This window comes from Escherichia sp. SCLE84 (assembly GCF_012584495.1).
Lineage (GTDB): Bacteria > Pseudomonadota > Gammaproteobacteria > Enterobacterales > Enterobacteriaceae > ECMA0423.
The window spans coordinates 3,446,104-3,457,526 of the sequence record NZ_CP051430.1 but is presented as its reverse complement, the minus strand read 5'-3'; the positions used below and the strand labels follow the sequence as shown (position 1 = coordinate 3,457,526).

Annotated in this window: 14 protein-coding genes; 6 read left to right on the top strand and 8 right to left on the bottom strand. The window is 48.7% G+C overall.

Annotated features, from left to right (window positions below; translation table 11 throughout):
• Positions 1 to 111 precede the first annotated feature (111 nt).
• Complete coding sequence (locus HGD79_RS16765) at positions 112 to 771, top strand: OmpA family lipoprotein (protein WP_000747625.1); 660 nt, start codon at positions 112 to 114, stop codon at positions 769 to 771.
• 103 nt (positions 772 to 874) lie between these two features.
• Positions 875 to 1,849 (top strand): glyoxylate/hydroxypyruvate reductase GhrB, encoded by a 975-nt coding sequence (gene ghrB / locus HGD79_RS16760; protein ID WP_000805027.1) that lies wholly within the window; start codon positions 875 to 877, stop codon positions 1,847 to 1,849.
• A gap of 49 nt (positions 1,850 to 1,898) precedes the next feature.
• Here ghrB and HGD79_RS16755 read toward each other — a convergent pair whose 3' ends face one another.
• Positions 1,899 to 2,609 carry a DUF3053 domain-containing protein gene (locus HGD79_RS16755; RefSeq protein ID WP_000190516.1) on the bottom strand — a complete coding sequence of 237 codons (711 nt, stop codon included), beginning with the start codon at positions 2,607 to 2,609 and terminating at the stop codon, positions 1,899 to 1,901.
• Positions 2,610 to 3,042: 433 nt separating this feature from the next.
• Here HGD79_RS16755 and HGD79_RS16750 point away from each other — a divergent pair, with 433 nt between their 5' ends.
• The 3 genes from HGD79_RS16750 (at position 3,043) to HGD79_RS26700 (ending at position 4,025) form a co-directional block, all read left to right on the top strand.
• A complete protein-coding gene (locus HGD79_RS16750) occupies positions 3,043 to 3,333 on the top strand; it encodes an HTH-type transcriptional regulator (protein WP_000455798.1) in 291 nt (96 codons plus the stop codon).
• A gap of 280 nt (positions 3,334 to 3,613) precedes the next feature.
• Positions 3,614 to 3,826: an RNA chaperone/antiterminator CspA gene (gene cspA, locus HGD79_RS16745; RefSeq protein ID WP_000014594.1), complete on the top strand. Its 213-nt coding sequence runs from the start codon at positions 3,614 to 3,616 to the stop codon at positions 3,824 to 3,826.
• 139 nt (positions 3,827 to 3,965) lie between these two features.
• Complete coding sequence (locus tag HGD79_RS26700) at positions 3,966 to 4,025, top strand: hypothetical protein (protein WP_212591412.1); 60 nt, start codon at positions 3,966 to 3,968, stop codon at positions 4,023 to 4,025.
• On the opposite strand, the gene hokA is transcribed toward HGD79_RS26700, so the two are convergent.
• The 5 genes from hokA to HGD79_RS16720 form a co-directional block, all read right to left on the bottom strand.
• Entirely contained in the window at positions 4,014 to 4,166 is a 153-nt protein-coding gene (hokA, locus tag HGD79_RS16740) for a type I toxin-antitoxin system toxin HokA (RefSeq protein WP_001135738.1), read from the bottom strand. The two genes, HGD79_RS26700 and hokA, sit on opposite strands and share 12 nt — an antisense overlap.
• 101 nt (positions 4,167 to 4,267) lie before the next feature.
• Positions 4,268 to 5,637 (bottom strand): IS3-like element IS150 family transposase gene (locus HGD79_RS16735; RefSeq protein WP_087522250.1). Its coding sequence is split into 2 segments (ribosomal slippage): positions 4,268 to 5,157 and positions 5,157 to 5,637, totalling 1,371 coding nucleotides; the frame shifts between segments, so codons are not numbered across the junction.
• Positions 5,638 to 5,937: 300 nt separating this feature from the next.
• Positions 5,938 to 8,007 carry a glycine--tRNA ligase subunit beta gene (gene glyS / locus HGD79_RS16730; protein WP_001291774.1) on the bottom strand — a complete coding sequence of 690 codons (2,070 nt, stop codon included), beginning with the start codon at positions 8,005 to 8,007 and terminating at the stop codon, positions 5,938 to 5,940.
• 9 nt (positions 8,008 to 8,016) lie between these two features.
• Positions 8,017 to 8,928, bottom strand: a complete 912-nt coding sequence (gene glyQ / locus HGD79_RS16725) for a glycine--tRNA ligase subunit alpha (RefSeq protein WP_001168544.1) — start codon at positions 8,926 to 8,928, stop codon at positions 8,017 to 8,019.
• A gap of 94 nt (positions 8,929 to 9,022) precedes the next feature.
• Complete coding sequence (locus tag HGD79_RS16720; protein ID WP_000980111.1) at positions 9,023 to 9,322, bottom strand: YsaB family lipoprotein; 300 nt, start codon at positions 9,320 to 9,322, stop codon at positions 9,023 to 9,025.
• Positions 9,323 to 9,496: 174 nt separating this feature from the next.
• On the opposite strand from HGD79_RS16720, the gene wecH reads away from it, so the two are divergent.
• Complete coding sequence (gene wecH / locus HGD79_RS16715) at positions 9,497 to 10,492, top strand: O-acetyltransferase WecH (RefSeq protein WP_001182653.1); 996 nt, start codon at positions 9,497 to 9,499, stop codon at positions 10,490 to 10,492.
• A gap of 41 nt (positions 10,493 to 10,533) precedes the next feature.
• Here the strand turns inward: wecH and yiaA are convergent, their stop codons facing one another.
• Together yiaA and yiaB are read right to left on the bottom strand one after the other, a co-directional pair.
• On the bottom strand, positions 10,534 to 10,971 hold the full coding sequence (yiaA, locus tag HGD79_RS16710; RefSeq protein ID WP_001298726.1) for an inner membrane protein YiaA: 438 nt from the start codon (positions 10,969 to 10,971) through the stop codon (positions 10,534 to 10,536).
• Positions 10,972 to 11,016: 45 nt separating this feature from the next.
• Positions 11,017 to 11,358 carry an inner membrane protein YiaB gene (gene yiaB, locus HGD79_RS16705; RefSeq protein WP_000858193.1) on the bottom strand — a complete coding sequence of 114 codons (342 nt, stop codon included), beginning with the start codon at positions 11,356 to 11,358 and terminating at the stop codon, positions 11,017 to 11,019.
• Positions 11,359 to 11,423: the final 65 nt, after the last annotated feature.

The window sequence follows — 11,423 nt, the reverse complement described above, 5'->3', positions numbered from 1 at the left end:
TATTACTTACAAATTTCCGAGTATTCCCAGGAATAATCTTCATGTTCACGCGGCATAATCTCCCGCCACGGAACCCGTGGCAAAGAATAAAAAGGTTATTAAGGATTAACAATGAAGAAACGTGTTTATCTTATTGCCGCCGTAGTGAGTGGCGCTCTGGCGGTATCTGGCTGCACAACTAACCCTTACACCGGCGAACGCGAAGCAGGCAAATCTGCTATCGGCGCAGGTCTGGGCTCTCTCGTGGGCGCGGGTATTGGTGCGCTCTCTTCTTCGAAGAAAGATCGCGGTAAAGGCGCGCTGATTGGCGCAGCAGCAGGCGCAGCTCTGGGCGGCGGCGTGGGTTATTACATGGATGTGCAGGAAGCGAAGCTGCGTGACAAAATGCGCGGCACTGGTGTTAGCGTAACCCGCAGCGGGGATAACATTATCCTCAATATGCCGAACAATGTGACCTTCGACAGCAGCAGCGCGACCCTGAAACCGGCAGGCGCTAACACCCTGACCGGCGTGGCAATGGTGCTGAAAGAGTATCCGAAAACGGCGGTTAACGTGATTGGTTATACCGACAGCACGGGTGGTCACGACCTGAACATGCGTCTCTCCCAGCAACGTGCGGATTCCGTTGCCAGCGCGTTGATCACCCAGGGCGTGGACGCCAGCCGCATCCGTACTCAGGGCCTTGGCCCGGCTAACCCAATCGCCAGCAACAGCACCGCAGAAGGTAAGGCGCAAAACCGCCGTGTAGAAATTACCTTAAGCCCGCTGTAATCCCTTTCATGCCAGGTGATGCAGAAATCACCTGGCATTCTTCAGTTTTCCTTCATCATATTTCAGGCTAAGGTGATCGCCTTATCAGTGAATGGAGAGAAGCATGAAGCCGTCCGTTATCCTCTACAAAGCCTTACCTGATGATTTACTGCAACGCCTGCAAGAGCATTTCACCGTTCACCAGGTGGCAAACCTCAGCCCACAAACCGTCGAACAAAATGCAGCAATTTTTGCCGAAGCTGAAGGTTTACTGGGTTCAAACGAGAATGTTGATGCCGCATTGCTGGAAAAAATGCCGAAACTGCGTGCCACATCAACGATCTCCGTCGGCTATGACAATTTTGATGTCGATGCGCTTACCGCCCGAAAAATTCTGCTGATGCACACGCCAACCGTATTAACAGAAACCGTCGCCGATACGCTGATGGCGCTGGTGTTGTCTACCGCTCGTCGGGTTGTGGAGGTAGCAGAACGGGTAAAAGCAGGCGAATGGACCGCGAGCATAGGCCCGGACTGGTACGGCACTGACGTTCACCATAAAACACTGGGCATTGTCGGGATGGGACGGATCGGTATGGCGCTGGCACAACGTGCGCACTTTGGCTTCAACATGCCCATCCTCTATAACGCGCGCCGCCACCATAAAGAAGCAGAAGAACGCTTCAACGCCCGCTACTGCGATTTGGATACACTGTTACAAGAGTCAGATTTCGTTTGCCTGATCCTGCCGTTAACTGATGAGACGCATCATCTGTTTGGCGCAGAACAATTCGCCAAAATGAAATCCTCCGCCATTTTCATTAATGCCGGACGTGGCCCGGTGGTTGACGAAAATGCACTGATCGCAGCATTGCAGAAAGGGGAAATTCACGCCGCCGGGCTGGATGTCTTCGAACAAGAGCCACTGTCCGTAGATTCGCCGTTGCTCTCAATGGCCAACGTCGTCGCAGTACCGCATATTGGATCTGCCACCCATGAGACGCGTTATGGCATGGCCGCCTGTGCCGTGGATAATTTGATTGATGCGTTACAAGGAAAGGTTGAGAAGAACTGTGTGAATCCGCACGTCGCGGACTAAGCCGCGACTGCGTAGAGTAAAGCCCGATAATCGCTCGGGCTTTTACTCTTTATTGGGTTGCAGTAACTGCTGTAGTCCAGGCCTGATTAAACGCCTGATGCTGTGCCGGTAATGGCGCAATCAGTTTGTTATATTCACTTGCCTGCTGTGAAGTCGGGAACTGGATGCCATTTGCGACAAAGCTCACCTGAGTACCTTGCTGAGCAATGTAGTCTCCAACCATCACCAGTTGTTGCGTGAAAGTTTGTGCCGCCGGAATCAACGGTTGCAATGCATCAGCTGGCGTCGTTACCACTTTGGTGAATGCCTGATCAAAGACCGGTTTCAGGTCATCGCTCTGTTTTAGCGCAGAGTGCGCAGCATCGGCCTGCAACTTCGCATTTTGCAGTTGTTGCGCCAGCACACCTAGCGAACCGTTCATTTCACGCAGCGGACCGCTTTGCGTAACGTAATCCTGCGGTACGCGAATTGCGTTAACGCTGTCTACGACCGGGCGCAGACCGGAATCCATCGCCTGATTCACCTGCTGAGAATAACCATACAGAATCGCGTAATCAGAGACAAAAGGACCAAACTGTTTTTTCTGATCGGCAGTCAGGGTTGGTAGACGTTCACCGCTACGCATCACTGTATTCTGCAGGAAGTCGATAAACGCTTTACGCTGATCGCCTTCTTTATCAAAACACCCACTCAGGCTAACTACCATTAATAACGCCGCAAGAGGCGCAAACCAGCGAGAGCAGGACTTTCCTGTCGCCATTTTCTTACTCCTTTCACCCAAAAAAAGCGCACAACGACACACGCGTGTCTGACGTGACAAGGATAGTCCAGGACAGGCTTGCAGGATACCCTTTCTACGTAATCTTCCTGGTAAAATCATGGAGAAAATGAAACAAGGTTAATTTGTTGTTTCATTGTTAAAAAATGATAGTGCCGTTGCTTTTTTTGTAGCCAGAGATTTACGCCTTCGCAGAAGGTTAGATTTTCGAAATCTTTACAAACCAGGAGTGGTAAGAGATATATCGGCATTTATCAGATCGTTAGGTGGCTATAAGTCACGCTAAATGACTGGCTGAATCGAATCATAGCCAGAGCATGCCCTGACTTCACCCCGCTGTGTCTGCTTTTCCCGACTATTCTTAATGAGCTTCGATGCAATTCACGATCCCGCAGTGTGATTTGAGGAGTTTTCAATGGAATATAAAGATCCAATGCATGAGCTGTTGAGCAGCCTGGAACAGATTGTTTTTAAAGATGAAACGCAGAAAATTACCCTGACGCACAGAACAACGTCCTGTACCGAAATTGAGCAGTTACGAAAAGGGACAGGATTAAAAATCGATGATTTCGCCCGGGTTTTGGGCGTATCAGTCGCCATGGTAAAGGAATGGGAATCCAGACGCGTGAAGCCTTCAAGTGCCGAACTAAAATTGATGCGTTTGATTCAAGCCAACCCGGCATTAAGTAAGCAGTTGATGGAATAGACTTTTATCCACTTTATTGCTGTTTACGGTCCTGATGACAGGACCGTTTTCCAACCGATTAATCATAAATATGAAAAATAATTGTTGCATCACCCGCCAATGCGTGGCTTAATGCACATCAACGGTTTGACGTACAGACCATTAAAGCAGTGTAGTAAGGCAAGTCCCTTCAAGAGTTATCGTTGATACCCCTCGTAGTGCACATTCCTTTAACGCTTCAAAATCTGTAAAGCACGCCATATCGCCGAAAGGCACACTTAATTATTAAAGGTAATACACTATGTCCGGTAAAATGACTGGTATCGTAAAATGGTTCAACGCTGACAAAGGCTTCGGCTTCATCACTCCTGACGATGGCTCTAAAGACGTGTTCGTACACTTCTCTGCTATCCAGAACGATGGTTACAAATCTCTGGACGAAGGTCAGAAAGTGTCCTTCACCATCGAAAGCGGCGCTAAAGGCCCGGCAGCTGGTAACGTAACCAGCCTGTAATCTCTGCTTAAAAGCACAGAATCTAAGATCCCTGCCATTTGGCGGGGATTTTTTTATTTGTTTTTCAGGAAATAAATAATCGATCGCGTAATAAAATCTAGTATTATTTTTGTGAAAAATAAATTTGGGTGCAATGAGAATGCGCAACGCCGTAAGAAAGGCGGGAATAACTTCCCGCCGAAGACTCTTACTCTTTTAAATTGCAGGCTAAAAATGCCGCCAGCTCATAACTCCCCTGTTTAATATGCAATTCACACAGTGAATCTCTTATCATCCAGGTGAAAAATAAAAGCGTGAAACAAATCACTATTAAAGAAAGTAATCTATATTTCTGCGGCATTCCCAGCCCCCTGTGTTGATTTCCAACGAGTAAGAGGCTAACCTTATGGTGTTCAGGCATAGGGTAGCCTCACTTTGTACTGACCCCAGAAAGTTGGACAGTTAAACACGAGGCATATAGGTCTGATTCCGATATTCAATTGGAGTCAGACCTTTTAATTTCAGGCTAATTCTTCTGCTGTTGTAGTATTCAATATATTCCGTAACAGCATCCTTCAGCTCGCTTATATTACTGAACTCATCAAGATAAAAACACTCCGACTTTAAGGTTCCAAAGAAACACTCCACCACAGCATTATCCAGACAATTGCCTTTTCTGGACATGCTTTGTTTAATACCATGTTCTTTAAGGATATTTTGATATCTTCTCATACGATACTGCCATCCCTGGTCAGAGTGCAGAACAGGATGCTCGTGAGGATTAAGCTTTTTGAATGCCTGATCGAGCATATTCTCGACCATGTTCATCACTGGTCTTTCCGAAAGGCTGTAAGAAATAACTTCGTTGTTGAAGAGATCTATTACTGGAGACAAATACAGCTTGCGCCCATTGACTGCAAATTCAGTAACATCGGTAACCCACTTCTCGTTTGGCCGCGTAGCCTTGAAATCTCTTTGGAGAACATTGGGGGCGGTTTGCCCTACCTCTCCTCTGTAAGAGCGGTATCGCTTGACCTTAATCGCTGCCTTCAGTGAGAGGATTCCCATCAGGCGCTGAACAGCTTTATGGTTAATCTGTTTCCCTTCTCGATGAAGAGACAGCGTTACCCTACGGTATCCGTATCGGCCTCTATTCTCATGATAAATCTCACCAATACGCTTTTTAACGTCCGCATACTTGTCAGGCTTGCTGAGAGCCTTTAGATGGTAATAAAACGTACTGCGCGGTATCTCCGCAGCCCTGAGAAGCTCATCAAGAGGATAAAACTGCCTTAGCTCGTTGAGTACTTTCACTTTTTCGTGGGATGAGCTAAGGCTTTCAGCTTTTTTAGATACACAAGCCGCGTTTCAAGAAATCGAACTTGCCTTTCAAGATCCTCAATGCGTCGGTCTTTTGACAGCTCCAATGCTGATGCCGCTTTTTCTGGATCAACTGATATTGCAATGTTTCTTTTGGTGCCAATCTTGAGCGCGCGTAAACCAGCTTCTCCGCGCTCTTCATAAACCTTCAGCCACCTGGCTACAGAACCACTACCAGCAAGCATAAAGTGAGCAGCAGCCTGATTAAGGGACATGTGCTGCTCGATCACCGCTTTCACGACCTTAATACGCAACTCAGGATCAGCACTAACACCTTTAGGTTTGGGAATTAAACCTTTTTCTCCATGTTTTTCATAGAGGGCAACCCATGTCCTGACCTGGGTTCGGGGGACACCAAAACGTGCCGAGATGATCCTGTAACCATCATCAGTAGTGAAGTAGTGATTCACGACTTCAAGGCGCTTTTCAAAAGGGTATTTTGGCTTTGACATATCAGGGGCTATTCCATTTCATCGTCCAACAAAATGGGTGCAGTACACTTTGATTTATAGTCAGGTGGGGCTTTTCTCTGTCTGCCTTTCGGTGAATACCTGAGACAAACAGTCTCAAGCACCCGTGGCTATTCTAGCTTAATAAGTTTGTTTCTTCTCCTTGATATAATCCTAAAAAAACCTCATAAAATTAATATATGAGATAATCTTTATTCAGCAGAAGATTATTAAAGGTTGCTGTATTATTTAGCGATAATAAAAAAAGCCTGCCAGATGGCAGGCTTTTTAATAACGGCGTTATTACTGCAACAGCGAAATATCCGCAACGCGCAGGAACAGTTCGCGCAGTTTCTCCAGCATGGTCAGACGGTTGAGACGCAATTCTTTGTCATCAACCATGACCATCACTTTATCGAAGAAAGCATCAACCGGCTCACGCAGCTCTGCCAGTTCGACCAGCGCATCCTGGTAACGACCTTCCGCAAAGTACGGCTCCAGCTTGTCACGTAGCACCACAACCTGCATCGCCAGTTTAATTTCTTCCGGCTCTTTCAGGGTAGAGGCATTCACGCGGTCGCTCAGCACTTCGTCAGATTTCGCCAAAATGTTGGAGACACGCTTGTTCGCCGCCGCCAGTGCAGCAGCTGCTTCAAGGGTACGGAAGTGCGATACCGCTTTCATGCGGGCATCGAAATCAGCCGGACGAGTCGGACGACGCGCCAGTACCGCCTGGATGGTGTCAACGGTGTAACCTTCGTCCTGATACCAGGCGCGGAAGCGACCGAGCATAAAGTCGATAACATCATCAACCACGTTGGCGTTAGTCAGCTTATCGCCATACAGACGCACTGCTTCTTCGGTCAGCGTTTGCAGATCAAGGTTGAGGTTCTTCTCAACGATAATTCGCAGCACGCCAAGTGCGGCACGACGCAGCGCAAACGGGTCTTTGTCGCCTTTCGGATGCTGGCCGATACCGAAGATACCCGCCAGAGTATCCATCTTGTCAGCAATCGCCAGCGCACAGGCTACCGGGTTAGACGGCAGGTCATCACCGGCAAAGCGCGGCTGATACTGCTCATTCAGCGCCACCGCGACATCTTCCGCTTCGCCATCGTGACGCGCATAGTGCATCCCCATAACGCCCTGGGTGTCGGTGAACTCGAAGACCATGTTGGTCATCAGGTCACACTTAGACAGCAGGCCCGCACGGGTTGCGTGGTTAACGTCAGCGCCAATCTGTTCAGCAATCCAGCCAGCCAGCGCCTGGATGCGGTCAGTTTTGTCGCGCAGCGTACCCAGCTGTTGCTGGAACAGCACGGTTTGCAGGCGCGGCAGGTTATCTTCCAGACGTTTTTTACGGTCGGTATTGAAGAAGAACTCGGCATCCGCCAGACGTGGACGAACGACTTTCTCGTTACCAGAGATAATTTGCTGCGGATCTTTCGATTCGATGTTGGCAACGAAGATGAAGTTCGGCAGCAGTTTGCCATCGTTCGCATACACCGGGAAGTATTTCTGGTCACCTTTCATGGTGTAAACCAGGGCTTCAGCCGGCACCGCGAGGAATTTCTCTTCGAATTTTGCGGTCAGAACGACCGGCCACTCCACCAGCGAAGCCACTTCTTCCAGCAGGCTTTCGCTTAAGTCAGCGTTACCGCCAATCTTACGCGCTGCTTCTTCGGCATCGGCTTTAATCTTCGCTTTACGTTCTTCGTAATCGGCGATGACTTTCCCGCGCTCACGCAGAATTTCCGGATACTGATCGGCGTTGTCGATGGTGAATTCCGGTTCGCCCATAAAGCGGTGGCCGCGAATCACGCGATCGGACTGAATGCCCAGAATGGTTGCCGGAATGACTTTGTCGCCCAGCAGCAGGGTCACGGTGTGCACCGGACGCACGAAGTGCACGTCGCTTGCGCCCCAACGCATCAGTTTCGGGATCGGCAGTTTCGCCAGAGAAGTCGCAACCATATTCGGCAGCAGTGCTTCGGTGCTTTCGCCCTTCACATGGGCGCGATACAGCAGCCATTCGCCTTTATCGGTAGTCAGACGCTCAGCCTGGTCAACGGTAATACCGCAACCACGCGCCCAACCTTCTGCCGCTTTGCTCGGTTTGCCTTCAGCGTCGAACGCCTGGGCAATCGCCGGGCCGCGTTTTTCGATTTCACGATCCGGTTGCGCTTCCGCCAGGTTAGCTACTTTCAGCGCCAGACGACGCGGAGCAGCAAACCATTGAACGGTGCCGTGTGCGAGGCCAGCGTTATCCAGCTCCGCAGTAAAATTCGCAGCAAAGGACTCAGCCAGGCTGCGCAGTGCTTTTGGTGGCAGCTCTTCAGTGCCGATTTCCACCAGAAAAGTTTTCTCAGACATAGCCGCCTCTTACTTATCTTTGTTGCACATCGGGAAGCCGAGGGCTTCACGGGAAGCGTAGTATGCTTCTGCCACTGCTTTGGTCAGGGTGCGAATGCGCAGAATGTAGCGCTGACGCTCGGTGACGGAGATGGCTTTACGCGCATCCAGCAGGTTGAAGCTGTGGGCGGCTTTCAGAATACGCTCGTAGGCTGGCAGCGGCAGCGGATTTTCCAGCGCCAGCAGCTGCTGCGCTTCTTTCTCGTACTGCTCAAAGCAGGTGAACAGGAAGTCCACATCCGCGTATTCGAAGTTGTAAGTGGACTGCTCCACTTCGTTCTGATGGAACACGTCGCCGTAGGTGGTTTTACCCAGCGGGCCGTCGCTCCAGACCAGGTCGTAAACGCTGTCTACGCCCTGAATGTACATGGCCAGACGTTCCAGACCGTAGGTGATCTCGCCGGTAACCGGTTTACACTCCAGACCACCAACCTGCTGGAAGTAAGTGAACTGCGTCACTTCCATGCCGTTTAGCCACACTTCCCAGCCCAGTCCCCAGGCACCCAGAGTCGGGTTTTCCCAGTTATCTTCCACGAAACGGATGTCGTGAATAGTCGGGTCCATGCCCAGCTCTTTCAGAGAACCGAGGTACAGCTCCTGAATATTGTCCGGCGATGGCTTAATGACCACCTGGAACTGATAGTAGTGCTGTAAACGGTTGGGGTTTTCGCCGTAGCGACCATCGGTCGGGCGACGAGAAGGCTGAACATAAGCAGCCGCCATCGGTTCTGGCCCCAGCGCGCGCAGACAGGTCATTGGGTGAGAGGTTCCCGCGCCGACTTCCATGTCCAATGGTTGAACAATGGTGCAGCCCTGGCGAGCCCAGTAATCCTGTAAGGTCAGGATCAAGCCCTGGAAGGTCCTGGTATCAAACTTTTGCATATTATTTCGTGCTGGATACGTGTGGATTTAAAGGAAGGGATCAGTATACCCGCTGGATGGAAGATATACAGTACGAAACGGGAAAAAGCAGGGCTTAACGCATGGAAAGATGCAAAAAATGGCCATCTGCGTCAAAAGAACAGACAAACTGCTCTTTACGGAAGGTATAACCGCGCATTTCATAGCTTCCCTGGAACTGTTCGAAGGCGGTGACGTCGATTTTTTGCTCGCCGGTGTTATAACGTTTTGCCGCCTGATCCTTGCATAACGCTTCCATATTCAACGAACGCAGAGGATCAACCTTTACCCGTTGTGCTTTCTGCACGGGTGACGGTGTAGAACAACCCACTAGCACCATAAGCGCCATTGCCGGAAAGAAAGCGTTCATCATCATTAAATTACCGTCTGGTTTGCAGGTGAGTCTTATTATTTATATCGGTATAGTGGCTGATATCTTACGAATTTCCTTAAGCCTCTATAAGCTGTAGTGATAAAACTCAGATTATTCCAGTGCGCCAACTGAATGATTTATCGGTCAGACTTTTTTTAACCAGATACAGAGACACAGATGCAGCCCAAAATTTACTGGATTGATAACCTGCGAGGGATAGCGTGTTTAATGGTGGTGATGATTCACACCACTACCTGGTATGTGACCAATGCTCATAGTGTTAGCCCCGTCACCTGGGATATCGCCAATGTTCTGAATTCTGCCTCTCGTGTCAGCGTGCCGCTATTTTTCATGATTTCCGGCTATCTCTTTTTTGGCGAACGCAGCGCCCAGCCGCGCCATTTCTTGCGTATCGGCTTATGTCTGATTTTTTATAGCGCAATCGCACTGCTCTACATTGCGCTGTTTACCTCCATCAATATGGAGTTAGCGCTGAAAAACCTGCTGCAAAAGCCAGTGTTTTACCACTTGTGGTTTTTCTTCGCGATTGCGGTGATTTATCTGGTTTCACCGCTGATTCAGGTGAAGAACGTCGGCGGAAAAATGTTGCTGGTGCTAATGGTGGTGATTGGCATTATCGCTAACCCAAACACAGTGCCGCAGAAAATTGACGGTTTTGAATGGCTGCCAATTAACTTATATATCAATGGCGATACTTTTTACTACATTCTGTATGGCATGTTGGGCCGCGCTATAGGGATGATGGACACACAGCATAAAGCACTGTCGTGGGTGAGCGCCGCGCTGTTTGCGACGGGGGTTTTTATTATCTCTCGCGGGACATTATATGAATTGCAGTGGCGCGGAAATTTTGCCGATACCTGGTATCTTTACTGTGGGCCGATGGTTTTTATCTGCGCAATCGCGCTATTGACTCTGGTTAAAAACACGCTGGATACGCGTACCATTCGCGGACTTGGCTTAATCTCCCGCCATTCATTGGGTATATACGGATTCCACGCCTTGATTATCCATGCGCTGCGCACCCGGGGAATTGAGCTTAAAAATTGGCCAATACTGGATATTATTTGGATCTTTTGCGCGACGTTGGCAGCGAGTTTGTTACTTTCTATGCTGGTACAACGAATCGACAGAAACAGATTAGTGAGTTAAGTAAAAGCCCGTTCACATTGGACTGACCGGGCTTACGTGAATTATTCGCTGTATTCTTCCTGGGTAACCTGTGTTTCTTTTGGCGGGTTTATTCCGGTATCACGAATATTCTTCTGCACCGCTACTGCACCAAACAAGCTTAAGAAGAAAGCCAGTCCATAAAAACCTTTTTCACTGAGTAATAATGTCGCATTCCACAGACCTACCATCAGTAATGCAACAGAGATAATAAAGACAGTCAGGCAGGTCATATAATAAATGGAAGTGGTCGGTATGCCTTCATACTTGTCCCGAACGGTCTTTTGATAAGACGCAGCAGAAAACAGTCCTAACACCAGTACGGCAAAATAATACCCTTTTTCATTTAACTGCATCTCTGCATTCCATAGCCCTAACAGATAGGTAACGATACCACCAACGAGAGCTATCCATGACACAATACTAAAGGCCGGTGAATAGGTTGATATTTTGTTGTCCATCACAGTATTCCTTTCATTCCTGAATGTGTAAGAGCTTTATGTTGCTCATACCGAGCGAAACAAACGCATTTGACCAAACAAGCAGACAAAAAAGGCGATGGGGTAGATCACCATTTCATAAGCATTGATAGGTGCATTTAAAACACCGATAAACAAGAGACCGATAGTGATTAACGCAACTAACTGGCAGATATGGGTAAAAAAATTATCCAGTTGCCCGAGTTTCTCTGCGCGAAGATATGCATAGTTACCAAAAGTTGCTGTCATTAACACGCCAAGAAAATAGCCTTTTCCACTTAGCAATGGGCATGAGATCCATAGCCCAACCAGATAAACCAGCGCCCCGACAACAAATAATAGTTTTGCCACAGTTTTTGAGGTTTTCATAACGATCTCCATATCTACCAGCGATACATTACGAGTAACCAACGAAAGACAAAACTGAAAAATGC